22 protein-coding genes and 2 pseudogenes are annotated in these 24302 nt (G+C 64.3%); 19 read left to right on the forward strand and 5 right to left on the reverse strand.

Features of this window, described 5'->3' with window-relative positions; translation table 11 throughout:
* Positions 1 to 2 precede the first annotated feature (2 nt).
* The 10 genes and pseudogenes from APY03_RS16550 to APY03_RS43895 all read left to right on the forward strand — a co-directional run.
* On the forward strand, positions 3 to 1826 hold the full coding sequence (locus tag APY03_RS16550; protein ID WP_068678274.1) for a glycoside hydrolase family 15 protein: 1824 nt from the start codon (positions 3 to 5) through the stop codon (positions 1824 to 1826).
* A gap of 212 nt (positions 1827 to 2038) precedes the next feature.
* Positions 2039 to 2758 (forward strand): HAD family hydrolase, encoded by a 720-nt coding sequence (locus APY03_RS16555; protein WP_068678294.1) that lies wholly within the window; start codon positions 2039 to 2041, stop codon positions 2756 to 2758.
* On the forward strand, positions 2755 to 3846 hold the full coding sequence (gene tal / locus APY03_RS16560; protein ID WP_068678275.1) for a transaldolase: 1092 nt from the start codon (positions 2755 to 2757) through the stop codon (positions 3844 to 3846). The genes APY03_RS16555 and tal overlap by 4 nt, the downstream gene beginning before the upstream one ends.
* Positions 3843 to 3998, forward strand: coding sequence for a hypothetical protein (locus tag APY03_RS41570; protein WP_157103413.1), 156 nt, complete (start codon positions 3843 to 3845; stop codon positions 3996 to 3998). Before tal ends, APY03_RS41570 begins: the two co-directional genes overlap by 4 nt.
* A gap of 4 nt (positions 3999 to 4002) precedes the next feature.
* Entirely contained in the window at positions 4003 to 6099 is a 2097-nt protein-coding gene (tkt, locus tag APY03_RS16565) for a transketolase (RefSeq protein ID WP_068678276.1), read from the forward strand.
* A gap of 7 nt (positions 6100 to 6106) precedes the next feature.
* Positions 6107 to 7819, forward strand: a complete 1713-nt coding sequence (gene pgm, locus APY03_RS16570; RefSeq protein WP_068678295.1) for a phosphoglucomutase (alpha-D-glucose-1,6-bisphosphate-dependent) — start codon at positions 6107 to 6109, stop codon at positions 7817 to 7819.
* A gap of 86 nt (positions 7820 to 7905) precedes the next feature.
* Positions 7906 to 9159: a glucoamylase family protein gene (locus APY03_RS16575; RefSeq protein WP_232324300.1), complete on the forward strand. Its 1254-nt coding sequence runs from the start codon at positions 7906 to 7908 to the stop codon at positions 9157 to 9159.
* A gap of 21 nt (positions 9160 to 9180) precedes the next feature.
* Positions 9181 to 10704 (forward strand): mercuric reductase, encoded by a 1524-nt coding sequence (locus APY03_RS16580; protein ID WP_068678277.1) that lies wholly within the window; start codon positions 9181 to 9183, stop codon positions 10702 to 10704.
* Positions 10701 to 10847, forward strand: a complete 147-nt coding sequence (locus tag APY03_RS41575; protein WP_157103414.1) for a hypothetical protein — start codon at positions 10701 to 10703, stop codon at positions 10845 to 10847. Before APY03_RS16580 ends, APY03_RS41575 begins: the two co-directional genes overlap by 4 nt.
* A gap of 16 nt (positions 10848 to 10863) precedes the next feature.
* Positions 10864 to 11113, forward strand: a pseudogene (locus APY03_RS43895) (copper-transporting ATPase); the annotation flags it as partial.
* Positions 11114 to 11272: 159 nt separating this feature from the next.
* Here APY03_RS43895 and APY03_RS16585 read toward each other — a convergent pair.
* Both APY03_RS16585 and APY03_RS16590 read right to left on the reverse strand, forming a co-directional pair.
* Entirely contained in the window at positions 11273 to 12238 is a 966-nt protein-coding gene (locus APY03_RS16585) for an acetate/propionate family kinase (protein ID WP_232081424.1), read from the reverse strand.
* A 280-nt stretch (positions 12239 to 12518) separates the two neighbouring features.
* A complete protein-coding gene (locus tag APY03_RS16590; RefSeq protein ID WP_232324301.1) occupies positions 12519 to 14846 on the reverse strand; it encodes a phosphoketolase family protein in 2328 nt (775 codons plus the stop codon).
* A 283-nt stretch (positions 14847 to 15129) separates the two neighbouring features.
* Here APY03_RS16590 and APY03_RS16595 point away from each other — a divergent pair, with 283 nt between their 5' ends.
* Both APY03_RS16595 and APY03_RS16600 read left to right on the forward strand, forming a co-directional pair.
* The gene (locus tag APY03_RS16595; protein WP_068678280.1) at positions 15130 to 15450 is read left to right on the forward strand and encodes a universal stress protein; all 321 of its coding nucleotides are present in this window, start codon (positions 15130 to 15132) and stop codon (positions 15448 to 15450) included.
* Between the two features lie 26 nt (positions 15451 to 15476).
* Positions 15477 to 16781, forward strand: coding sequence for a glucoamylase family protein (locus APY03_RS16600; RefSeq protein WP_068678281.1), 1305 nt, complete (start codon positions 15477 to 15479; stop codon positions 16779 to 16781).
* Between the two features lie 262 nt (positions 16782 to 17043).
* On the opposite strand, the gene APY03_RS45490 is transcribed toward APY03_RS16600, so the two are convergent.
* Both APY03_RS45490 and APY03_RS45495 read right to left on the reverse strand, forming a co-directional pair.
* Positions 17044 to 17514, reverse strand: a complete 471-nt coding sequence (locus APY03_RS45490) for a hypothetical protein (RefSeq protein ID WP_102906927.1) — start codon at positions 17512 to 17514, stop codon at positions 17044 to 17046.
* Positions 17515 to 17580: 66 nt separating this feature from the next.
* Positions 17581 to 17925, reverse strand: coding sequence for a helix-turn-helix domain-containing protein (locus APY03_RS45495; protein ID WP_241520347.1), 345 nt, complete (start codon positions 17923 to 17925; stop codon positions 17581 to 17583).
* Between APY03_RS45495 and APY03_RS16610 the strand changes: the two genes are divergently transcribed.
* The 4 genes from APY03_RS16610 (at position 17920) to APY03_RS40290 (ending at position 20856) form a co-directional block, all read left to right on the forward strand.
* Positions 17920 to 18327: a VOC family protein gene (locus tag APY03_RS16610; RefSeq protein WP_068678283.1), complete on the forward strand. Its 408-nt coding sequence runs from the start codon at positions 17920 to 17922 to the stop codon at positions 18325 to 18327. The genes APY03_RS45495 and APY03_RS16610 overlap by 6 nt on opposite strands.
* Before the next feature lie 181 nt (positions 18328 to 18508).
* Positions 18509 to 19720, forward strand: coding sequence for a PEP/pyruvate-binding domain-containing protein (locus tag APY03_RS16615; protein WP_162487247.1), 1212 nt, complete (start codon positions 18509 to 18511; stop codon positions 19718 to 19720).
* Positions 19701 to 20339, forward strand: a complete 639-nt coding sequence (locus APY03_RS42510; protein ID WP_198161256.1) for a hypothetical protein — start codon at positions 19701 to 19703, stop codon at positions 20337 to 20339. The genes APY03_RS16615 and APY03_RS42510 overlap by 20 nt, the downstream gene beginning before the upstream one ends.
* Entirely contained in the window at positions 20317 to 20856 is a 540-nt protein-coding gene (locus APY03_RS40290; protein ID WP_198161257.1) for a PEP-utilizing enzyme, read from the forward strand. The genes APY03_RS42510 and APY03_RS40290 overlap by 23 nt, the downstream gene beginning before the upstream one ends.
* Positions 20857 to 20997: 141 nt before the next feature.
* Here APY03_RS40290 and APY03_RS16630 read toward each other — a convergent pair.
* Positions 20998 to 22585: pseudogene (locus APY03_RS16630) on the reverse strand (copper-translocating P-type ATPase); the annotation flags it as partial.
* A gap of 499 nt (positions 22586 to 23084) precedes the next feature.
* Here APY03_RS16630 and APY03_RS41580 point away from each other — a divergent pair.
* The 3 genes from APY03_RS41580 to APY03_RS41585 all read left to right on the forward strand — a co-directional run bounded on the left by APY03_RS41580 (position 23085) and on the right by APY03_RS41585 (position 24267).
* A complete protein-coding gene (locus APY03_RS41580) occupies positions 23085 to 23261 on the forward strand; it encodes a hypothetical protein (protein ID WP_157103415.1) in 177 nt (58 codons plus the stop codon).
* Positions 23262 to 23791: 530 nt separating this feature from the next.
* Entirely contained in the window at positions 23792 to 24052 is a 261-nt protein-coding gene (locus APY03_RS16635) for a DUF5676 family membrane protein (RefSeq protein WP_068678287.1), read from the forward strand.
* A 26-nt stretch (positions 24053 to 24078) separates the two neighbouring features.
* The gene (locus tag APY03_RS41585; protein ID WP_146039436.1) at positions 24079 to 24267 is read left to right on the forward strand and encodes a hypothetical protein; all 189 of its coding nucleotides are present in this window, start codon (positions 24079 to 24081) and stop codon (positions 24265 to 24267) included.
* Positions 24268 to 24302: the final 35 nt, after the last annotated feature.

The raw sequence follows: 24302 nt of genomic DNA on the forward strand, positions 1-24302 counted from the left end.
CGATGCCGCTGCCCATCGAAGACTACGCGCTGATTGGCGACTGCCATACCGCCGCTCTGGTCGGCCGCGACGGCTCAATCGACTGGCTGTGTATACCGCGTTTCGATTCGGGAGCCTGTTTCCCGGCCTTGCTGGGCGGCCCCGACCATGGGCGCTGGCTGATCGCGCCGTGTCAGGGCGTGCGCACGGTGCGGCGCCGCTACCGCGACGGCACGCTGATCCTGGAAACAGAGTTCGAGACCGACGAGGGCGCGGTGCGCGTCATCGACAGCATGCCGCTGTCGAACGAGCGCTGGGACATCGTACGCATTGTCGAGGGCCTGAGCGGGCGCGTGCGCATGCGCACCGAACTCGTAATTCGCTTCGACTATGGTTCGATCGTGCCGTGGGTGCACAAGGCGCACGGCACGGTGCTCGCGACCGCCGGGCCGGACACGCTGGAACTGCACACCCCGGTGCGCACGCATGGCGAGCAGATGAAGACCGTGGCCCGGTTCGAAGTCGGCGCCGGCGAACGCGTCCCGTTCGTGCTCAACTACCGCCCTTCGCACGAACCGATGCAGCCAGCGATCGACCCCGAGCAGACCTTGCTGGAGACGCAGCGCGAATGGCTCGAATGGTCGCAGCGCGGCAGCTATCAGGGTCGCTGGCGCTCCGAGGTGCTGCGCTCGCTGATCACGCTGAAGGCGCTGACCTACACGCCCACCGGCGGCATCGTCGCCGCGCCCACCACCTCGCTGCCCGAACAGGCCGGCGGCGTGCGCAATTGGGACTACCGCTACTGCTGGCTGCGCGACGCGACCTTCACGCTCAACGCGCTGCTGCTCGCTGGCTACACCGGCGAGGCGGTCGCCTGGCGCGAGTGGCTGCTGCGCGCCGTTGCCGGCAGCCCGGCGGACCTGCAGATGCTCTACAGCGTGACCGGCGAGCGCCGTCTCGACGAAGTCGAACTCGGCTGGCTGCCCGGCTATGGTGGCGCCGCGCCGGTGCGCGTCGGCAACGCGGCGGCCAGGCAGTTCCAGCTCGACGTCTACGGCGAAGTGATGGACACGCTGCACCTGGCGCGTGCCGCCGGCCTCGCCACCGAGCCGCATGTCTGGCGGATCCAGCGGGCGCTGCTCGACTTTCTCGACACGCACTGGCGCGAGCCCGACGAAGGCATCTGGGAAATTCGCGGGCCACGGCGGCACTTCACGCATTCGAAGGTGATGGCCTGGGTCGCGTTCGACCGCGCCGTCAAGGCGGTCGAACATTTCGGGCTGGACGGGCCGATCGATGCGTGGCGACGCACGCGCGACGCGATCCACGCGCAGGTCTGCGACGCCGGCTTCGATGCCCGGCGCAACAGCTTCGTGCAGTACTACGGCGCATCCGCCCTCGACGCCAGCTTGCTACTGATCCCGCTGGTCGGTTTCCTGCCGCCCGACGATGCGCGGGTACGTGCGACGGTGGACGCCATCCAGCGCGAACTGATGGCCGGCGGCCTGGTGCTGCGCTACGCGACTGCCACCGGTGTCGACAACCTGCCGCCCGGCGAAGGCGCCTTCCTGCCATGCTCGTTCTGGCTCGCCGACAGCTTGGCGCTGACCGGCCGGCGCGACGAAGCCGAGGCGCTGTTCGAACGGCTGCTCACGTTGCGCAACGACGTCGGCCTGCTGTCGGAAGAATTCGACCCGCACACCGGCCGGATGCTGGGCAACTTTCCGCAGGCGCTGACCCACATGGCGCTGGTCAACACCGCCCGGCTGCTGTCGCTGCCGCAGCACCGGATCAAGCACTCGTGCATGCGAGGCGAGCGACCTGCGGCGGTCGCGCAGACGTCATGAAGCCGGCAGCGCGGCGAGCGCCTATGAAAGTCCTGGTGGTCGATATCGGCGGCTCCCATGTGAAGTGCCTTGCGAGCGGCGAGCGGAGCCCGCGCAAGTTCGCGTCGGGGCCGTTGCTCACGACCGACCTGATGGTCGAGGGGGTTCTGAAGCTGCCCGAGGATCGGCACTTCGCCCCCCCGCCAGCGCTGCGCGCGGAAAGCGAGGAAGCCATGAGCGCGCCCTGCGACCTGGTGTTTCTGTTCGACGTCGACAACACCCTACTCGACAACGACCGCGTGGTCAGCGACCTCAGGCACCACTTGGAACAAGCGTTCGGCAGCGCGAGTGCGGATCGCTATTGGACGATCTTCGAGCAGTTGCGCAGCGAGCTCGGCTACGCCGATTACCTGGGTGCATTGCAGCGCTACCGCGTGCGCGAACTGAGCGATGCGATGAACGACCCGCGGCTGCTGCAGATGTCGACGTTTCTCATCGACTACCCATTCGCCGACCGGCTGTTTACAGGCGCGCTGCGCGCCATCGAGCACCTGCGGCGCTTCGGCCCGACGGTGATTCTGTCGGACGGCGATGTGGTGTTCCAGCCGCGCAAGGTTCAGCGCTCGGGGCTCTGGCAAGCCGTCGACGGCCGCGTGCTGATCTACATCCACAAGGAGCTGATGCTCGACGCGGTGCAGCGGCACTATCCGGCGCGCCACTACGTGATGGTGGACGACAAACTGCGCATCCTCGCCGCGATGAAACAGACCCTGGGCCAGCGGCTGACGACGGTATTCCCGCGCCAGGGACACTACGCCTTCGACCCGCACAGCATCGCAAGCTATCCCCCAGCCGACATCACGCTGGACCGCATCGGCGATCTGGCGGACGTCGATGTACCGGCCTTGCTGGGGCAGCGCCCGGCCGGCGTCTCACTGCAGGAGAACTCATGAACGCGACACGACAGCTACACGACCTGGGCCAAAGCCTCTGGCTCGACACCATCACGCGCGGGCTGCTGACCAGCGGCACGCTGGCACGCTACATCGCCGACTTCGCGGTGACCGGGCTCACCTCGAACCCGACGATCTTCGAGCAGGCGATCGGCAAGTCCGACTTCTACGATGAGGCGATCCGCCGCAAGGCGGGCGAAGGCGAGTCGGGCGAAGGCTTGTTCTTCGAACTCGCCCTCGAAGACCTGACGCGCGCGGCCGACCTGTTCCGGCCGGTGCACGACGCGACCGGCGGCGTTGACGGCTGGGTGTCGCTCGAGCTATCGCCGCTACTCGCCTACGACACCGCGGGCAGCATCCAGGCGGCGTCGCGGCTGCACGCGCGGGCCGGGCGGCCGAACCTGTTCATCAAGATTCCGGGCACGCCGCAAGGCATTCCGGCGATCGAGGAATCGATCTTCGCCGGCGTACCGATCAATGTCACGCTGCTGTTCTCGCGCGCGCAATACGCAGCCGCAGCGGAAGCCTACATGCGCGGCATCGAGCACCGCATCGCGGCCGGTCGCGATCCGAAGATCGGCTCGGTTGCATCGCTGTTCGTCAGCCGCTGGGACGCGGCGGTGAACGACACGATCCCGGCGCACCTGCGCAGCCGCCTCGGCATTGCCGTCGCGATGCAGACCTATCGGGCCTACCGCGAACTGCTTGCGTCGCCGCGCTGGCAAAAACTGGCGGCAGCCGGGGCGCAAGCACAGCGACTGCTGTGGGGCAGCACTGGCACCAAGGATCCGGCGGCGAGGGACACCCTCTACCTAGAGGCGTTGGCCGCGCCCGACACGATCAACACGATTCCGGAGAAGACGCTGCTCGCCTTCGCCGACCACGGCGAGGTGAAGCAGTCCTTGCCGGCGGACGGCGGCGATGCCGTAGCGGTGCTCGCCGAATGCCGGCGCGCAGGCATCGACGACGCTGCCCTGGCGGCGCGGCTGCAGCGCGAAGGGGCCGATGCCTTCAGCAAGTCCTGGCACCAACTGCTGCAACGCATTGCCGCCAAGACCGATGCGCTCACCCAAGCCAGTGCACCATGAGCCGCACCGGCATCACAGACGCAGGCGGTGCTGCCCTGCGCCCAGTACCTGAAGTGCTTACCGGCCTACCTGCAGCAGGTGCCGTGGAGAGCAACGACTGCGCGCGCATCGTCTACACGGCGCGGCCGGCGCCGATCGCATTGCCGGAGTGACGCCATGAACGACGCGACGCGACTCGACCAGTTGTGCATCGACACGCTGCGCACGCTTTCCATCGACGCGGTGCAGAAGGCGAACTCCGGCCACCCGGGCACGCCGATGGGGGCGGCGCCGACCGCCTATTGCCTGTGGCAGCGCTTTCTGCGCTACGACCCGAACGACCCCGATTGGCCGAACCGCGACCGCTTCGTGCTGTCGGTCGGTCACGCCTCGGCGCTGCTCTACAGCCTGTTGTACCTGTGCGGCGTGAAGGCGAAGGGCGCGGGCTACGAACAGTCGGGCGGACTCGCGGTGACGCTGGCCGACCTGCAGAGCTTTCGCCAGGCCGGCAGCCGCTGCACCGGCCATCCGGAGTACGGCTGGACCTCGGGTGTCGAGACCACCACCGGCCCGCTCGGCCAGGGTGCGGCGACCAGCGTCGGCATGGCGATCGCGCAGCGTTGGCTCGCCGCCACCTACAACCGCCCCGGCCACGATCTGTTCGATCACAACGTGTACGCACTGTGCGGCGACGGCGACATGATGGAAGGCATCAGCAGCGAAGCCGCGTCGCTCGCCGGCCATTTGAAGCTGGCCAACCTATGCTGGATTTACGACGACAACCACATCAGCATCGAAGGTTCGACGTCGATCACTTTCACTGAGAACGTAGGAGCCCGTTTCGAGGCCTGCGGCTGGCAGGTCATTCGTGTCGCCGACGCGAACGACCTCGAACTGCTGACGCGCAGCCTGCAGGCCTTTGTCGAAACGCAGGATCGGCCGACGCTCGTGATCGTGCAAAGCCATATCGGTTACGGCGCGCCGCACAAGCACGACACCAAGGAGGCGCACGGCGAGCCGCTCGGCGTCGACGAAGTGCGCCTGGCCAAGCAGTTCTACGGCTTCGATCCGGACGTGCAGTTCGCCGTGCCCGACGGCGTACAGGCGCACTTCAGCGCGCAATTCGGCCAACGCGGTACGAGCGGGCACGAGGCATGGAACGCACACTTTGCCGCCTACCGGGCGCAGTACCCCGACCTCGCCGCGCAGATCGATCGCATGCAGCGGCGCGAGCTGCCCGACGGCTGGGACAGCGCGCTGCCGAGCTTCGCCGCCGACGCGAAGGGCCTCGCCACGCGCGAAGCGGCGGGCAAGGTGCTGAGAGCGATCGCCGAACGGATGCCGTGGCTGCTCGGCGGGGCGGCCGACCTGTCACCGTCGACGAAGACGCATCTGAGCTTCGACTTCGCCGGTGAATTCGAGCCGCCCTCTGGCGGCAGCGATGAGGGTGGCGACTACCGCGGGCGCAACCTGCACTTCGGGGTTCGCGAGCATGCGATGTGCGCCATCGCGAGCGGCATGGCGTTGTCGAAACTGCGGTCGTACGCGTCGAGCTTTCTGATCTTCAGCGACTACTCCCGCGGCGCGATCCGGCTCAGCGCGATGATGGGTATTCCCGTCATCTACATCTGGACCCACGATTCGATCAGCATGGGTGAGGACGGGCCGACGCACCAGCCGATCGAGCAACTCGCCTCGTTCCGCGCGATGCCCGGCATGGTGCTGTTGCGCCCGGCCGACGCAAACGAAGTGGTCGAGGCCTGGAAGGTGATCATGGGCATCACCGACCGGCCGGCGAGCCTGGTGCTGTCGCGCCAGGCGCTGCCGACGCTCGACCGGAGCCGGTATGCGAGCGCCGGCGGCGTCGCGCGTGGCGCTTACGTGCTCGCCGACGCGGCCGACGGCAAGGCCGACGTGCTGCTGCTGGCGACCGGCAGTGAAGTTGCGCTCTGCATCGCCGCCTACGAGCAACTCAAGAGCGAAGGGATCGCGGCCCGTGTCGTCAGCATGCCGTCGTGGGACCTGTTCGAGAGTCAGAGCCCTCAGTATCGCGACAGCGTCCTCCCGCGCGCTGTGACGGCGCGAGTCTCGATCGAAGCGGCGTCACCGTTCGGTTGGGAGCGCTATGTCGGCCGCGGCGGCACGATCATAGGCATGCGTTCGTTCGGGTTGTCGGCGCCGGGCAAGGTCGCCGAAACGCATTTCGGTTTTGATGCCGCGCACGTCGCCGCCGCTGCCCGGCAACTGTTGGCGCAGCAGGCGCCGACGGCGTAACAGCACCATGCCAACCCAAATCAGCCCTCTCGCCGGCAGGCGGATATCGCCGTCGTCGCTCATCGACGTGTCTAAGCTCGTCACCGCGTACCACTCGGACGTGCCCGACCCTGCGGCCGCAGCGCAGCGCGTCGCATTCGGCACCTCGGGGCACCGCGGCTCGGCGTTCGACCGCTCGTTCAACGAATGGCACGTGGTGGCCATCACGCAGGCGATCTGCGAGTACCGCAAAGCCAACGACATCGACGGGCCGCTGTTTCTCGGCACCGACACGCATGCACTGTCGCAGCCGGCGTGCGCGAGCGCGCTCGAAGTGCTGGCGGCTCATGGCGTCGTCGTCATGCTGGCGACCAACGACGAGTACACGCCGACGCCGGCGATCTCGCACGCGATCCTTGCCCACAACCGCGGGCGCCGCGCAGGGCTCGCCGACGGCATCGTTGTCACGCCCTCGCACAACCCGCCGCGTGATGGCGGTTTCAAGTACAACCCGCCCCACGGCGGCCCGGCCGGCCCGGACATCACCAGCTGGATCGAAGCGGCGGCCAACGGTTTTCTCGAACATCGACTCGAAGGTGTGAAGCGCATGTCGCACGCCAAGGCCCTGCAGGCCGTGACCACGCAGCGCCACGATTTTCTGAATGCCTATGTTGGCGACCTCGGCAACGTGATTGACATGGACGCGATCCGCGACGCGAAGATCCGCATGGGGGTCGACCCACTGGGCGGCGCCGGAGTGCACTACTGGGCCGCGATAGCCGAACGCTACCGCCTCGATCTGACGGTTGTCAGCGACGTCGTCGACCCGACGTTCCGCTTCATGCCGCTCGACTGGGACGGACAGATCCGAATGGACCCATCCTCAAAATACGCGATGCAGCGCCTGATTGGCATCGAGAATGGCTTCGACATCGCCTTCGCCTGTGATACCGATCACGACCGCCACGGCATCGTCACCGCAGGGAGTGGTTTGCTGCCACCGAACCACTACCTATCGGTCGCCATCGACTACCTGTTTGCCCATCGCCCGCAGTGGCCAGCGCTGGCGGCGGTCGGCAAGAGCGTCGTCAGCACGCAGCTGATCGACCGGGTGACGGCCCGACTCGGCCGCAAACTCTACGAGGTGCCGGTCGGCTTCAAGTGGTTCGTTGCGGGTCTGCAAGACGGCTCGATCGGCTTTGGAGGCGAAGAAAGTGCCGGTGCAGCGTTCCTGCGCCGCGACGGGCGGGTCTGGACCACGGACAAGGACGGCATGATCGCAGCGTTCCTCTCGGCCGAGACCTTCGCGCGCAGGGGCCGCGACCCCGGTGCGCTGTATGCCGATCTGGCGAACGAATTCGGCAACCCGGTAGCGGAGAGGGTCGAGGCACCTGCGACGGCACCACAGAGGAAGCAGTTGGCCGCGCTTTCGCCGCAGCACATCACGTCGACCGAACTGGCCGGGGAAAAGATCGAGAGCATCCTCAGCAAGGCACCCGGCAATGGCGCGCCGATCGGCGGCATCAAGGTTATCACTGAAAGCGGCTGGTTCGCTGCGCGGCCTTCAGGTACCGAAGACATCTACAAGATCTATGCCGAGAGTATCAAAGGCTCCGAGCACCTGCAGCGCATCCTGGATGAGGCGCAAACAATCGTCGACGCGGCGATTTCGCCTGCGTCTTCATCTTCGGGCGCGACTCCCGCTTCTGCTCCGGCTTCCTCTGGCGGAGGCCCGGGGTGAGCGTGCCGTCGCCGCTTCCAGAGGGAGCAGGCGCAAAACCTGGCGCACTCTCCGCGGAAGACGCGACGAGGCTCTCCGACGACGAAATGCTGGATCGTCTGCAGCGTGCCGCCTTCGACTATTTCCTGAAGACTTCGAACCCGCAGAACGGCTTGGTTGCCGACACGACGCGCGACGGCTCGCCGGCTAGCATCGCGGTGGTCGGGTTCGCGCTGTCGGCGTATCCGGTCGCGGTCGAGCGCGGCTGGATCGAGCGCTCCGATGCCGTGCAGCGCACCCTTCAAGCTTTGCGTTTCTTCTGGAACAGCGACCAGACCGGCAGATGCGACCGGCTACCGCGGCTACTACTTTCACTTTCTCGACATGGGGAGCGGTGCCCGGGTGTGGCAGTCGGAACTGTCGCTGATCGACACGCATTGCTGCTCGCCGGGATGCTGACCGCCGCCGCCTATTTCACCGCCACCACGCCGGCCGAGGTCGAACTTCGCGAACTGGCCGATGCCTTGTACCGAAGGGTCGACTGGCGCTGGGCGCAGCGCGATGGCTCGGCCGTGGCGCACGGCTGGAAGCCTGAGTCCGGATTCCTGAGCTACGGGTGGGAGGGCTACAGCGAGGCGATTCTTCTCTACGTTCTCGGCCTTGGGTCGCCGACCCATCCGTTGACCGAAGAAAGCTTCCGGGCCTGGACCGTGACCTACCAATGGGAAAACCTGTACGGGCACGACTATCTGTATGCTGGCCCGCTCTTCATTCACCAGTTCTCGCACGCGTGGATCGACTTTCGCGGCATTCAAGACCGCTTCATGCGCGAGAAAGCCTGCGACTATTTCGAGAACAGCCGTCGCGCGACCTATGTGCAGCGCGAATACGCGACACGGAATCCGCGCAGCTTCATCGGCTACTTCGAAGATTGCTGGGGCCTTTCGGCAGGCGACGGCCCGACCGTCGATGCGCGGCTGGTCGCGGGCCGGCGGCAGGCGTTCTACGGCTATGCCGCGCGTGGCGTACCGTACGGACCGGACGACGGCACCATTGCCGGCTCGTCGACGCTGGCCTCGCTGGTGTTTGCACCGGAGATCGCGCTGCCGGCGGTGCGAAAGCTGTATGCGCACAGAACGCGCGGCGAGGGCGAGTCGGTACGTGCGAGCGGCTTCAACGCAACCGTCAGCGACCCCGGACCCGGCGGCTGGATCTCGAAAGGCGAGTTCGGACTGGATCAGGGGATGATCGTGTTGATGATCGAAAACTTTCGTTCCGGATTGTTGTGGCGGCTGGGCCGAAGCTGCACCTACATTCAGGCCGGCCTGCGCCGCGCCGGGTTCCGAGGCGGCTGGCTGTAGTCGCCACGCGCCGTCACACCGATGCAGCCCGACCAGGCTTCAGACACACGCACCCTCGAGTGCCCTCATGAGCGGGAGCGCCTCGGCAACGCGCGCCCGCTCGACTGGCAAAACCCGACGCCACGCGGTCCCTACCATCTGCTGGTCATCGGCGCAGGTCCGGGCGGTCTGGTCGCGGCACGCAGCGCGGCGGCGCTTGGCGCGAAAGTAGCGTTGATCGAACGACACCTGCTTGGCGGCGACTGCCTGAACTACGGCTGTGTTCCATCGAAAACGATGATCCGGACCTCGCGGCTGTACGCTGAGATGCGAAGCGCCGCGAACTTCGGCGCCGAGGCACCGGCGGACATCCGGGTCGATTTTCCGGCGGCGATGGAACGGGTGCGGCGCATCCGCACCCGCATCAGCCGAGTCGATTCCGCAGCGCGGCTAGTCAGAGAAGGGATCGACCTGTATTTCGGCACCGCCCGCTTCGTCGGGCCCGATGCGGTCGATGTCGGCGGCACCTGCTTGCGCTTCAAGAAAGCGCTGATCGCAACCGGTTCGCGACCGATGCTGCCGACGATCCCTGGCCTTGCCGAGGCCGGCTACCTCACCAACGAAACCGTGTTCGACTTGACGGTGCTGCCGCGAAGCATGCTCGTCATCGGCGGCGGCCCGCTCGGCTGCGAACTAGCGCAGGCCTTTTGCCGCCTCGGCACGCGAATCATCATTTCCCACAGCGAACCGCTGTTCCTGCCGAAGGAAGAACGCGACGCCGCGCAAATGGTCTCCGACGCACTGGCCCGCGACGGTGTCGAGATCCACCTGAACTGCAAGGTCGTCAACATTCGCGTCGAAAGCGGCTGCAAGTTCGTTGAGATGGTCCACCACGGCAACGTAGAGACGTCCGTGGTCGATGAGATATTGACCGGGATCGGTCGCATGCCCGCGGTGCAAGGGCTCGACCTGGAGGCGGCAGGCGTCGCATACGACGCCAAAGCAGGGGTCCGCGTCGACGACTTCCTGCGCACCAGCAATCCACGCATCTATGCCGCAGGAGACGTCTGCCTCGAACACAAGTTCACCGACACCGCCGATGCCTCGGCTCGCATCGGGGTTCAGAACGCTTTGCTCCTCGGCCGCAAAAGAATGAGTGCGCTGACGATTCCGTGGTGCACCTACACCGACCCGGAGGTCGCCCATGTCGGCATCTACGTTAGACAGGCGCGCGAACGCAACATCCCGGTGAAAACCTTTACGGTCCCGATGCATGACGTGGACCGTGCGATGGCCGATGGCGAAGAAGACGGCTTCGTGAAGATCCACGTTCGGGAAGGCACCGACACGATTCTGGGCGCCACGATCGTGGCACGGCACGCCGGCGAGATGATCAATGGCATATCGCTCGCGATGGTAGCCGGGATCGGCTTGCGGACGCTGGCCGGCGTGATCCATGCCTACCCGACCCAAGCCGAGGCGATCAAGAAGGCGGCGGACGCCTACACCCGGACGCGTCTGTCTCCGCTGCTCGGCTGGCTGTTGCGGAAATGGCTGAATCGATGAGCCGCCGCGGAACCGAAGAACTCGTGATTGCGCGGTCGGTCTACCTCGTCCTCGTCCTCGTCCTCGTCCTCGTCCTCGTCCTCGGGCTCGGGCTCGGGCTCGGGCTCGGGCTCGGCGCGAAGGAATCGCGGATCAAACCATGAATTCGAACGAGGAAATGTCAAGGGCGACTTGCGCGGCATCGCGACGGCACGTGCGCTGACGGTTGCGACGGTGGCCAACATGAGCAGAACCTGGCCTTCGCCTTCGTCTATAACGCGCTCGGCATTCCGCTCGTCGCCGGCGTGCTGTATCCCTTCACGGGCTTGTTGCTGTCGCCCATGTCGCTGCGCTGGCGATGAGCCTGAGCTCGGCCTCGGTGATCAGCAACGCACTGCGCCTGCGGGGAGCTACCCTCCGCACAGATTGATGAGGGATCGAGGTGGCAATGCACATCCTCCGCCTCCGGCATCCCTTGGGGGGCAAGCGCCATACTGACTCCGCCGCGGCTTCGGGGGCCGACTTACGGACGAAATCGTCACCGAGGCCTAGGGAGGGAGGTCATCCGTTCCGCGCCAGCGCGCCCGCGTTACCCCGCCCGCGCGCCAACTTCCAGTAGTCCGATCCGCGTGCGATAACAACTCGCCGGTATGACGTGCGATTTGCTCATTCTCCTTTGACGCAACAATCCGAACCGCGCAGCGCGATCCGGCCGCGTTGATGGAAATGCTCGCGCACAGGTTTCGCGATTCGTCGAGTTCAACGCGCCGATCCAGGACAAGCCTTCGCAGATGGCGGCGCGCGCCTGCGCGTCATTTTCGCCAATGCCGCCGGTGAAAACGATGAGGTCGACGCCATCCAACGCAGCGATCATTGCGGCGATTTGCTTGCGCACTCCGTAGCAGAACATTTCAACGGCAAGCGCCGCATCGGTATTAGATGAAGCAGCCTCATGCAGGCGCCGCATATCGCTGCCAACGCCGGAAATGCCCAGAAGGCCTGAGCGGCGATCGACCAGCGCTTCGAGCATGGCCGCATCGAACTTCTTCTCACGCAGCAGATAGACCAGAACGCCCGGATCGAGATCGCCACTGCGCGTGCCCATGATCACGCCGCCGGTGGGGGTCAAGCCCATGCTGGTGTCGACCGATCGACCGCCCTTGACAGCGGTGATGCTGGCGCCGTTGCCGAGGTGGGCGACGACCACGCGGTTCGGCAGATCGTTGCCCAATTGGTGCACGATCGATTCGATCGAAAGGCCGTGAAATCCGTAGCGCAGGATGCCCTCCGATTGCAGTTTCCTGGGAATCGGGAGGACACGTGCGACCTCCGGCAACCCGGAGTGAAAGGTGGTGTCGAAGCAGGCTACCTGCGGAACACCGGGAAAATTCTCCAGGGCAAAGCGAATGACCGACAGCGTCGAGGGCATATGCAGCGGTGCAAACGCGCTGGCGGCTTCGATCTGCCGCAATACCGAATCATCGATGATGCAATGCTGGCGCAGCTTCGGTCCGCCATGCACGATTTGGTGCCCGATGGCGGCCGGTGACGGCACTCCAGACTCAGCAAGAAGTCTTGCGATGCGGATGATGCTTCGCGTTGGCTGGCAACGGATGCCACCTCGGAGACTAGCTCCTTGTGGTGTGAGTCTTGTGCGCGGGATCTGCCTTTGCTGTCGCCTATCGACTCAGCCTCTCCGGAAAGCACCGTTTCGGTGCGGGCAGGTTCAACCCGGTACATACCGAACTTGAGCGAGGAAGAACCGCTGTTCAGCGCGAGCACATGCGAGCCCGGTTGCGCGCCTGTTGTGCCGCGTGTGTGGGCGGCCATCGTGTTCATGAGTGCCAGCGCCAGTCGCGGACCTCCGGCATATCGTCGCCATGTTCGCCGATGTAGAGCTTGTGACGCTCCATCGTCGCCCAGTAGCGCGCCGTGGCTTGCTCAACCTGGACGACGAACCGCGGAATTCGCTGGATGGCGTCCAGCGCGAGCCGATAGCGGTCCAGGTCGTTCAAGACGACCATGTCGAACGGGGTGGTGGTTGTGCCCTCCTCCTTGTAGCCGCGCACGTGAATGTTGTCGTGATTGCGCCGTCGGTAGGTCAGCTTGTGGATCATCACGGGATAGCCATGAAAGGCGAAGATCACCGGCTTGTCTGATGTGAACAGTGCGTCGAACTCCCGGTCTTCCAGGCCGTGGGGGTGCTCGGAGCGCGGCTGCAGCGCCATCAGGTCCACCACGTTGACGACACGGATGCGCATGTCGGGTACGTACTCTCGCAACAGCGTCACGGCGGCGAGCGTTTCAAGGGTCGGCACATCGCCGGCACAGGCCATGACGACGTCGGGATCGCCGGCGTCGTTGCTGGCCCACTGCCAGATGCCGGCGCCCGCGGTGCAATGACGAACAGCCGAATCCATGTCGAGCCATTGCCACTCAGGCTGCTTGCCGGCGATGATCACATTGACATAGTTGCGGCTGCGCAAACAGTGATCCGCGACGCACAAAAGGCAGTTGGCGTCCGGCGGCAGATAGATGCGCACGACATCGGACTTCTTGTTTGCCACATGGTCGATGAAGCCCGGATCCTGGTGCGAAAAGCCGTTGTGGTCCTGTCGCCAGACGTGCGACGTGAGCAGATAGTTCAACGACGCGATCGGCTTACGCCATGGGATCTGCTTGCTCACCTTCAGCCATTTGGCGTGCTGGTTGAGCATCGAATCGATGATGTGGATGAAGGCCTCGTAGCACGAGAACAGGCCATGCCGCCCAGTGAGAAGGTAGCCCTCGAGCCAGCCTTGGCACAAGTGCTCGCTCAACACCTCCATCACCCGGCCGTCGACGCTGAGATCGGTGTCGCCCGGTTCGGCCTGCGCCATCCATTGCTTGCCGGAAACCTCGTACACCGCTGCCAACCGGTTCGATGCGGTCTCGTCCGGGCCGAACAGCCGAAAGTTGCCGCTGTCGAGATTGAGCTTCATCACGTCGCGAAGCAGCTTTCCAAGCACCCGCGTCGCTTCCGCCTCGACGCCGCCGGGCCGGGGCACTGCAACGGCATAGTCATGGAAGTCTGGCATCGACAGAGGCGCCAGCAGCCCGCCGCCATTGGCATGCGGATTGGCGCCCATGCGGTGCTGCTCGGTCGGCGCGAGCGCCGCCAACTCCTCACGGAACGTGCCTCGTTCGTCGAACAGTTCCTGCGGCCGGTAGCTCTTGAGCCAGTCTTCGAGTTGCTGCAGGTGTTCGGGCGTCTTGAAGTCCGCAATCGGCACTTGATGCGCGCGCCAGCTACCCTCGACTGGCTTGCCGTCGACGAACTTCGGCCCGGTCCACCCCTTGGGCGTGCGCAGCACGATCATGGGCCAGCGCGGACGTTGCGGGCGTTCGGTCGCATCGAGCGACCGCGCGGTGCCCTGAATCTGGCGAATTTGCGCCAGTACCGTATCGAGCGTGCCGGCGAGGTTTTGATGCACGAGCGCCGGATCGTCGCCTTCGACGAAATGCGGTTCATGGCCATAGCCGCGCAACAGATCGGTCAATTCCTGGCGGCCGATGCGAGCCAGCACCGTCGGATTGGCAATCTTGAAGCCGTTGAGATGCAGGATCGGCAGCACCGCGCCATCGCGCGCAGGGTTCAGAAACTTGTTGGAGTGCCAGCCCGCCGCCAGCGCTCCGGTTTCGGCCTCGCCGTCTCCGATGATGCAGGCGACGATCAGGTCGGGGTTGTCGAATGCGGCCCCGTAGGCGTGGACCAATGAGTAGCCCAGTTCGCCGCCTTCGTGAATCGAGCCCGGTACCTCCGGCGATACATGGCTCGGGATTCCGTGGGGCCACGAGAACTGTCGAAACAGCCGTTCGAGCCCGTTGCGGTTGCGCTCGATCGCCGGATAGTGCTCGGTGTACGAGCCTTCCAGATAGGTCTGCGCCACGATGCCCGGGCCGCCATGTCCGGGGCCGATGACATACATCATGTTCAAGTCGTTGTCTTTGATCAGCCTGTTCAGGTGAACATAGAGCAAGTTCAATCCGGGGGTCGTGCCCCAATGCCCCAGCAAACGCGGCTTGATGTGGTCAAGGGTGAGCGGCGATTCGAGCAGAGGGTTGCCCTGCAGGTAAATCTGCCCGACCGAAAGGTAATTTGCCGCGCGCCAATAGGCGTGCATCTTCCGCAGGAGATCGGTTGACAGGCAATCGGGCATCAGGCCGCTCCGGGTGGATTGCTGCGGGTTTTCAAATCGTTGACAGCGACATCCGATGGCAGTCCTGGCGGCGGCTTGCTGGCTAGCGGAATGAGGTACTTGCAGTTCGACATTGGCAGTGCTGTGTGCAACAGCCCTTTGACATGGGTGTTGTAGCCAAACGGGGAGCTGTTCGTCTGTGCGCCGATGCACAGACCGACCCGAAAATTTGGCACAGGCTTGCGCCTGACGAGACCAATGCATCGCCATGTACACCCACATCCTTCTTCTGATCCACGGCAGCGCCACCTCCGACCGCGGCGTGGAGGAGGCCGTCAAGCTGGCCAAGTTGACCGGCGCACAGCTGCGGCTGATCACCGTCGTCGAAGCACTCATTTACTCAACAGACGTGAGCGGTGGCTTCGGCATACTGACCGCCGACCTTCTACCGCTGTTGCGAGGCGCCGGCGAACGAGTCGAAGCCAGCGGTTTTTCGGTCGACACGGCCTCGCTCGATAGTTCTGCGGGGCGCGTCTGCGATCTGGCGATCGCCAAGCCAAGCCAAGACTCGGCGCCGGCTGCGACTTGAGTGAGCGCTCGGTCGGGGGCAGGAACATGAACAGCAAGCAACTGACCGTCGACGCCGTGCTGGAAAACCTTCAGCGCGACACGTTCGGCTATTTCTTGCACGAAACGAACCCCGCCAACGGCCTCGTGGTCGACAAAACCGCGGCGAATTGGCCGGCGAGCATTACCGCGACGGGCCTTGCGTTGGCCTGCTACCCGGTGAGTGTCGAGCGCGGCTTCATACCGCGCTCTGCGGCGGTGGAGCGAACGCTCGCGACGCTGCGTTTTTTCTGGAGCAGCCCGCAAGGCCCGGCGCCCGACGCCACCGGCTACCACGGCTTTTATTATCACTTTCTCGACATGCAGACCGGCCGTCGCGCGTGGCAATGCGGTCTGTCGACCATCGACAGCGCCTTCTTGCTGACCGGCGCTTTGACAGCAGGGATCTATTTCGACGCCGATACGGCCGACGAACGCGAAATCCGCATGCTCGGCGACGCGCTTTATCGCCACGCCGATTGGCAATGGGCACAAAACCAGGGCCCAACCGTGACGCACGGCTGGAAGCCGGAGAGCGGCTTCCTCGACTACCGATGGGAAGGCTACGACGAGGCGCTATTGCTCTACATCGTCGGGCTGGGGTCGCCGTCCCACGCGCTGCCGCTGCAGAGCTATGCAGCGTGGGCCTCGACCTATCGTTGGGAACATTGCTACGGACAGGACTATCTGTACGCCGGGTCGTTGTTCACCCATCAGCTTTCGCATGTCTGGATCGACTTCCGCGGTATTCAGGACGCCTTCATGCGCGACAAGGGCATCGACTATTTCGAGAACAGCCGCCGCGCAACGCTCGTGCAACAGCAGTACGCAATCGAAAACCCGCGCAAGTTCGATGGCTACGGCAGCCATTGCTGGGGAATTACCGCGAGCGAAGGCCCCGGGCAGGCTATGCTGAAGGTCAACGGCATCGAGCGCCAGTACTTCGACTACCTGGCGCGCGGCGTGCCCTACGGCCCGGACGACGGCACCCTCGCACCGTGGGCAGTGGCGGCGTCGCTGCCCTTCGCGCCTGACGTGGTGTTGCCGACGCTGGACTACTGCATCCACCAGGCCGAGTTGACCGAGTTCAACTCGTACGGCTTCAAGGCATCTTTCAACCCATCGCACCCGGGTGCGCCCGGCAATCCGTACGGCTGGTGGGTCTCGCAGTGGCATTTCGGACTCAATCAGGGGCCGATTGTTTTGATGATCGAGAACTACCGAAGCGGCTTGTTGTGGCAACTGATTCGGAACTGCTCCTACATCGCCGCCGGCTTGCGGCGAGCAGGCTTCACGGGTGGCTGGCTAACTTAGGCCTTCCACCGGCTCAGCGACGTTAAACCAGGAGATCTTCATGCGTGGCGTCGTGGCTGAAGTGCGGGGCGTGGCTGATGGGGCGACCGCAGGCGATCGACGCCGGCAAGTCGACAAGGGAGCCGTCGTGAAGACGAGCATTGCCGCGAAGTCAACCCTCGTTCGGCCGACCCTGTCTCGCCGCCGCACGCTGCATGCGAGCGCGCTAAGCCTGGTCGAAGATTTCCAACGTTCCGGCGACTGCGCTGCGCCGTCCGGGCATTCACCGGAGTACCAGTTGGTGCTTCCGTATGAGGGCGCTGTCAGCTGGTGCGTCGGAGCCAAGACCGCGCTCCTTGACTCCAATAGCGTGCTCTTCGTCGGCGCGGGCGATGACTATTCGGAAAGTCATCTGGTCGCCGGCGTCGGGCATGCCAGCATCATCATCACGCCGCGCCTGTCCATGTTGCAGGAGCTGTGCGGGCAACGCGTCCCTGCGCAACATGCCTGCTTCAAGAACGTATCCGCAACTGCAACCTCGCGCGCGCAAGTTATTGTCCATCACCTGTTGCACCTGGCTGCAGCAGGAAGCGACCCGCTCGCAGGCGACGAGCTGACAATTGCCCTGCTGCGCGAAGTGCTGGTCGGCACGCGCCCAGTGTTTCGATCCGCCCCGCTTCGCGTTGTTGATCAGGCCAAGCAGTTCCTGCACGCGAGCGGCTGCGAACCCATGACGCTCGACGACGTAGCGCACGCCGTCGGGGTGTCGGGTGCCTCTCACCCAGGCATTCATGCAGTGCGATGGCGTACCGCTGTATCGCTACCAGACGCGACTGCGGTTTGTCGCGCGGTCGCGAAAGATCGATGGCGCGATTCCAAAGTGCGCCTTGAAGGCGTTGCTGAAGTGCGCGTGGCTGGAAAACCCGAGATCCAACGCCAATTCCGTGATGTCTTCGCACCGCGGCAGATCGACGAGCGCGCAGTTCAGGAGCGCGCCGTCCGCGCGTTTCTCTGCAAGGCGCGAGAGAGAACGGTGCAACAGCCGAAACCTGACTCGACCTGAAGAACCTGTAAGCCAAGCGGGTCCGACTTGGTCAAACTCTCTCCAACGGCCAGTAAGCCGCTTCCATCCAGCAACACATCCGTTGAAGGGCAAATCATGCACAAGCAAATCTTCGTGAACCTCGCCGTCAACGATCTCCCGCGGTCGAGGGCGTTCTTCGAAAGCCTAGGGATGCGGATTGACCCAAAGTTCACCAATGACCAAGCCGCTTGCGTGGTCGTGGGCGAGAACATCTACGCGATGCTGCTCGTCAAAGACTTCTTCAAAACCTTCACAAGCAAACCGCTTTCAGATGCCAGCAAGCAAACGGAGGTTCTGGTCTGCCTGTCATGCGAGAACCGCTCGGAGGTTGACGAATTGGTCGCGAAGGCGTTGGCGGCCGGAGGCAAGGCTCCGCGTGCGCCGCAAGACCAAGAGTGGATGTACGGGCACGGCTTCGAAGACCTCGACGGGCACATCTGGGAGTTGATGTACATGGACGCGAACGCGAGAGGCGCACCCTGATTAATGCGTGACTCGCTGAAATGAACGAGAGACGGAGATGGAAAGCACAAGCCCACACCCGCCGCCAGCCGCGCCATCAGATCCTCCCGCAGCGCCGCCGATCGCCGCATCCGCCCCCGCGACCGCGCGCTCTCCCGGGCCTCCCGCCGCCAGGGGATCACTTGTCCTGGCACTGGATGATGTGTCTGCCACCCTCCCGCTTGTAGGCGGCAAAGGTGCTTCATTGGCACGCATGGCGCGCGCTGGCTTTCCCGTGCCACCCGGTTTACTCATCACCACCGAGGCATACCGCGCATTTATCGATGCCAACGCGTTGCAGGCGTCAATCGTCGCGCTGGCCAAGGATGCAAAACGCTCCAGCGAAGATGCCTCCAAGGAGATTCGCGAACTCTTTGGTCCCGCCAGTATTCCGCCGGATGTGTTGCATGCGATCCAACGCGCATACGCCGAACTAACGCAAGCGAGTGGCGATACGTTACCCCTCGCGGTGCGTTCGACGGCCACCGCCGAAGATCTGCCTGGTGCGAGCTTTGCCGGACAGCACGACAGTTTCCTGAACGTGCGCGGTGAGCAGGCGCTGCTCGATGCTGTCAAACGCTGCTGGTCAAGTTTGTGGACCGCGCGTGCCCTGGAATATCGTGCCCGGAAAGGGGTCGAGCCATCCGCCGTATGGATGGCCGTAGTGGTGCAGCGGATGGTTGCTGCGGAAGCGGCGGGCGTGCTCTTCACGGCGAATCCCATGACTGGCGCGCGCGACGAGATCGTTCTGGACGCGTCATGGGGTTTGGGGGAGGCAATTGTGGGCGGGTCGGTCACGCCCGATCATATCGTCGTGAACAAGACGACCGACGCGATCAAGGAAATCAAGATCGGCGACAAGGCCGTCATGACGACGCTGTCGGACACTGGAACGGTCGAAAGCGAGGTGGACGAGAACAAGCGACGTGCCCAAGTGTTGAGCGCCCCGCAGGTGACGGAATTGGTCACACTCGGCAGAGCGATCGAAAATCTCTACGGCGCTGCCACCCGCGCCCGTGCCGTGGCCGAGCCCCGTGCCCGGCGCAAAATGGATGAAGGATGTGCAGACGGCGGAATGGGCAAAAGAGCCGCCCTCGCCGCTTGGCGCGACGACGACCTTCGCCACGATGGTCAACGCACGCGAACAGGCGCGCACGTTTCCGCCCATTCCCAAACATCCCAAACCGTGGTCCGTTCTCATCAACGGATGGCTGTATCAGCGCGTCGATCACAATGTGCGGTCGCTGATCGGATTGATGGTCGGGATATATTTGTGTTTCCTGTTCAAACCGCTGAACGGACACGCGCGCGTCAAGCGCCGCTGGACGAGCCGCCTCCCCGCGCTGGCCGAGCTCGTGCATATCGAGGTCAATGAACTGCCAGATGTGGAATTACGCGCACACTCCGAGCGCGTTCTGGATGAGCTTTCGTGGTGGTGGATAGAAGTAACTTGGTTCGCCGCCATCGGGCGCGTGAGCGGGCAATTGCTCGACGCGCTGCACCTGCCGGGTTCTACCGACTCCGGCGCACTGTTCCGCGGCAACGACAGTTTGCTGCTCGACGGCGAACGCTCTCTGCGCACGGCGGCGCACGATCCAGACGCGGTGAAAGACTATCTGGCGCGGTTCGGTCACTCCGTCGAAAGCGCCGACCCGATTCATCCGACGCTGCGCGAATCGCCCGACACTTTGAAGGCGCAGCTCGCGGCTGCGAGCCGCACCGATGTGGGCCCCAACGAACGCCTTGCGAAAACGCAGAAGGCACGTCGAGCCGCGGAAAAAACTGTGAACGAACTGAAAGGACTGCGAGCTTATCTCGCGCGACAAATGGTCTTTACAGGTCAGACGCACGCCGCGAACACCGACGATGCGGTGTTCCACTTTCAACGCGTGCTCGCAGCAGTGCGCGCGACTTTTTCTGGAAGCGGGGCGGCGACTGGAGCGGGCGGGACATCTGGAGCAGGCGGACGATGTGTTCTATCTCGAACGCGATGAGGTGTGGGCGGGCGCGGATTCGTTCAAGACCACGGTTATAACGCGCCGTACATTTCGCGACCAACAAAAGCGCCTCGCGTCACCGCAATTCGTTCCACCCAAGTCCGATCCCGTTTGGGCAAAGGATCCGTTAATGAAAATGCTGACGTCCGCCCAACGCGAAGCGATGTTCGGTCGCGGCGTCAGCGACAGCGACGGCAAGCGCGTGCTGGTCGGATCGCCGAGCAGTCCGGGACGCGCGGAGGGAATCGCACGTGTGATCTCGGGTCCGGAAGACTTTGCGCGATTCAATCAAGGCGATGTATTGGTGGCGAAAGCGACTTCGCCGATCTGGACGCCGCTGCTTGGTATCGCCGCCGCGGCGGTCACGGAAGTCGGCGGACCATTCGCCCATGCCGCGATTGTCGCGCGCGAGTTCGGCATCCCCCTAGTTGACGGGGCAACCGACGCGACACGCGTGATCGCCGACGGGGCGAAGATCGTGGTGGACGGTACGGCGGGAATTGTGGAGCTGTGAAGTGGGAAAGAGTTTGTGATAGCAGGCAAGTCCGGAGCGATGGCTGCGTTCTTGCTCGCCGTTTTTACGGTTGTCCAACAAATGATGATCCTCGTTATCCGAAGGAGCGCGGTTGTAGACAAAGGCCCAGAACAGGTTCTACCGGATCTTGGCGTAGGTGGCGGCGCGAGATGTCAATCGCGTCACTCACGAGCGCCGGGTCTCCCCGCATGAGGATGATTCCGCCAGCGTGCATGGCGACGTCGGTGCCCGTGGACATGGCGATGCCGACGTCGGCGGCGGCAAGGGCCGGCGCATCGTTGATGCCGTCGCCGACCATGGCGACGCGCTGGCCGCCCGCCTTCAACTGCGCGACGATGGACGCTTGTCTTCGGGCAGCACTTCAGCGCGAACCGTGGCAATCTTCAAAGTGCGAGCGATGGCATCGGCGCTCCCACGGTTGTCGCCGGTGGCGAGCACGGTCTTGATTCCTTGGGCATGCAGCCGCTCAATAGCAGCCGCGGCGCTGGCCTTCGGCTCATCGCCGAATGCCAGCAGGCCGATCAGAGTGGGGGTTTCAGTCACGTCGGCAAGCCACGACACGGTACGTCCTGCCAATTGCAGCTGCGCGGCGCGCGTTGCGAGTTGGCCCGGCGCGATCTGCAGTTCGCTTATATAGCGGGTGCTTCCCAAACGCAGTTGGCGCCCGTCGACAACAGCCGCCACACCGCGCCCGGCCACTGCGCGCACCTGGGTCGCCCGCGGAATCGAAACACCCGTCTTGCCAGCAGCATGCCCGCAGCCGCAAGCACGGCCCGGGCCAGCGGGTGCTCGCTGCCCGCTTGCATGCCGGCGCTCGACGGCAACAAGGCGTCCGCATTGCCGTCCACTGCCTCGAACGCCACAAGCTCCGGGCGCCCTTCCGTCAGGGTGCCCGTCTTGTCGAATGCCCACGACCTTGACGCTGTGCGCCACTTCCAACGCTTCGGCATCCTTGATAAGGACACCATGGCGAGCGGCGACGCCGGTTCCGGCCATGATCGCCGTCGGCGTCGCCAAGCCGAGCGCACAGGGACACGCAATGACCAGCACTGCCACAGCGTTCAGGATCGCAACCTCCAATCGCCGGTGGCAATGCCCCATCCGAGAGTGATCGGCGCGATGCCGATGACAACCGGCACGAAGACACTGCTGACGCGGTCGACGAGTCGCTGGATCGTGCCTCTTTGGCTTGGGCGGACTCCACCAGCCGAACGATGCGCGCCAACGTGGATTCGGCGCCCACGACGGTGGTGCGCGCCAGAAGCAGGCCTTGACCGTTGACCGAACCGCCCGTCACGGAGTCCTCTGCATGCTTGGCGACCGGCAGGCTCTCTCCGGTGATCAAGGACTCGTCGATCTCGCTGTCGCCCTCGACGACGACTGCGTCCACGGGCACGCGCTCGCCAAGCCGCACGACCACCAGGTCACCGACCTTGCCCCGCTCGATCGGAACTTCCTCCTCGACGCCGCCGCGGCGCACCCTCGCCCGTTCGGGACGCAACGCATTCAGCGCGCGGATGGCCTCGGTGGTCTGCCGCTTGGTGTGCGTCTCCAACCACTGGCCCAGCAACACGAGTGTGATCACGACTGCGGACGCCTCGAAGTACAGATGAGGCATCCCATGGCCGGCATGCGGGAAAAGCAGATAGACACTCAATCCGTAGCCCGCAGACGTGCCCAGCGCGACCAACAAGTCCATGTTGCCGGCGCATCGCGATCTGCTTTCTGCCGCTGGTCTTACCGTACCCCCAAGCAGATCGCCACGCAACATGAGAGTACGCCCAATGCCGACGCTTGCAACGATGCGCCACTGCCTGCAATCATTGCGCCGCGACGTCCCTGGCCGAGGACGACGTCAAGATGATGGCAAAGTGCTAGCGCTATAGCGCCCTGCGGCTCGGCTCGGCTCGGCTCGGCCGTCCAATGATCATTGGCATGCCGGACGCCGGTGGTGCGGGCTACGCTTCAAACTTCGCTTCCGGTTTACGAAGCAGCCTGCCGAGGCCAGCTGGCTGGAACGAGCATGGAGGCGCCACAGCGATCGTGCTTTGTACGTTAACGCACAGACTTTAGGTCGCGTGAAGCGCAATGTAGTGGCAGGAGTCTGCCGCCATCTATCCCATCTATCTTATGCCGCCATCTTATCTTGTGTCTTGCTCGCGCAACCCCGCAAGTTCGCCAATTAGCGTCATTGACAAGCACCCGACATGAAGCTTTTCTCGACCATCCGCACCAAGCGCAACACTGCATTCTTCGCGATGCTGGTGTGGCTTTTCGTACTTGCTTCAGGGATCGCCAACGCCTGCCTGCTGGAAGTGCGCGAAGATAACGGCTACGTTGCTTCGGCCCGGTTTTCCGAATCAGCCGATGCTCTCCCGCTGTGATGGCAGGTCACGCAAGCGCCGTTGCGGGTCACGGCCACAACATTGATACCACGAAGGCGCAGTGCCTCCAGTTCTGCGACGACGAGTCGCGCTCCTTGCCCAAGCAGGAATCCGGCGCTGCCCAGACCGATCCCAGTCCGACGGCCCAGCTCGCGGTCATCTGGATCGCCGCAGCTGCTGGCGGGACGCCACCACTTCGCGTGGAAGACCCCGCATCCCCTTCCTCCAGGGCTGCCCTTACGGCTCCGCTACATGCAATTGGCGCTATAGCCGCGAGCGCGCCGAAGGTTGAGCCCTGCGATCAGCGGGTGCTCTTCAGATGCCTTTCCGGCTCGACTCTGCGCCCAGATGCAGAGTGCAGAAAGCAATCCGCTTCTCGCGCCGCTGCTTCGCAAGGCCTACACGGCATTCCGCTCGACCGCTGACATCAGGCGCCGCATGAAACTTACTCGATTACTCTCACATGCGCTGGCTGTCGCCGTCGCTGGATCGTCTGCCCGATGCGCCTGCGAAGTGACGGAGTCAGTGCCATGACACCGCTTCGCACAGGCATCGCGCTAGCCATTAACGTCGGGCTGTTCTATGCCCTTTGCGCGCTGATCTGGGCGCTGGCACCTGGCCCGTTCCTGGGTTTCATGAACAACCTGCTCCATGGCATGGACTTCAGCAGCATGGTCCAGCCGCGCCCGTTTGCGTGGCTAGGGTTCCTCGTGGCGCTGCTCGTGCTGAGCGGGTGGGCGCTGCTTGCCGGGACGTTCTTCGCCTGGTTGCTCAATCGGCTGACGAGCTGATTAACAACCGAGCCGTGGAGGGAAAAATGATCCACACCCATTTCCAACACAACCTCATCCACGTCAGCCAAGCCGCTGACTTCGCCCGGGCATTGACTTCTGCACGCAGTATGCATTCGATCGTCTATGACCGTGCTTCGGGCGGGGCCGAACACTGCCAGACTGTCCACGCACCGCATCGTGAAGGTCTTCGGCGTTCTGGTGCTGCTGTCTGAACCGCCCCGGATTTTGAGGAGGCTCCTTCGATTGA

The organism is Variovorax sp. WDL1 (assembly GCF_001541225.1).
GTDB lineage: Bacteria > Pseudomonadota > Gammaproteobacteria > Burkholderiales > Burkholderiaceae_C > Variovorax.

Excerpts from the sequence above, each read along its gene's own strand:
- APY03_RS16550 (WP_068678274.1), top strand. The coding sequence starts at position 3 with ATGCCGCTGCCCATCGAAGACTACGCGCTGATTGGCGACTGCCATACC.
- APY03_RS16555 (WP_068678294.1), top strand. The coding sequence starts at position 2,039 with ATGAGCGCGCCCTGCGACCTGGTGTTTCTGTTCGACGTCGACAACACC.
- tal (WP_068678275.1), top strand. The coding sequence starts at position 2,755 with ATGAACGCGACACGACAGCTACACGACCTGGGCCAAAGCCTCTGGCTC.
- APY03_RS41570 (WP_157103413.1), top strand. The coding sequence starts at position 3,843 with ATGAGCCGCACCGGCATCACAGACGCAGGCGGTGCTGCCCTGCGCCCA.
- tkt (WP_068678276.1), top strand. The coding sequence starts at position 4,003 with ATGAACGACGCGACGCGACTCGACCAGTTGTGCATCGACACGCTGCGC.
- pgm (WP_068678295.1), top strand. The coding sequence starts at position 6,107 with ATGCCAACCCAAATCAGCCCTCTCGCCGGCAGGCGGATATCGCCGTCG.
- APY03_RS16575 (WP_232324300.1), top strand. The coding sequence starts at position 7,906 with ATGCTGGATCGTCTGCAGCGTGCCGCCTTCGACTATTTCCTGAAGACT.
- APY03_RS16580 (WP_068678277.1), top strand. The coding sequence starts at position 9,181 with ATGCAGCCCGACCAGGCTTCAGACACACGCACCCTCGAGTGCCCTCAT.
- APY03_RS41575 (WP_157103414.1), top strand. The coding sequence starts at position 10,701 with ATGAGCCGCCGCGGAACCGAAGAACTCGTGATTGCGCGGTCGGTCTAC.
- APY03_RS16590 (WP_232324301.1), bottom strand. The coding sequence starts at position 14,846 with ATGCACGCCTATTGGCGCGCGGCAAATTACCTTTCGGTCGGGCAGATT.
- APY03_RS16595 (WP_068678280.1), top strand. The coding sequence starts at position 15,130 with ATGTACACCCACATCCTTCTTCTGATCCACGGCAGCGCCACCTCCGAC.
- APY03_RS16600 (WP_068678281.1), top strand. The coding sequence starts at position 15,477 with ATGAACAGCAAGCAACTGACCGTCGACGCCGTGCTGGAAAACCTTCAG.
- APY03_RS16610 (WP_068678283.1), top strand. The coding sequence starts at position 17,920 with ATGCACAAGCAAATCTTCGTGAACCTCGCCGTCAACGATCTCCCGCGG.
- APY03_RS41580 (WP_157103415.1), top strand. The coding sequence starts at position 23,085 with ATGAAGCTTTTCTCGACCATCCGCACCAAGCGCAACACTGCATTCTTC.
- APY03_RS16635 (WP_068678287.1), top strand. The coding sequence starts at position 23,792 with ATGACACCGCTTCGCACAGGCATCGCGCTAGCCATTAACGTCGGGCTG.
- APY03_RS41585 (WP_146039436.1), top strand. The coding sequence starts at position 24,079 with ATGATCCACACCCATTTCCAACACAACCTCATCCACGTCAGCCAAGCC.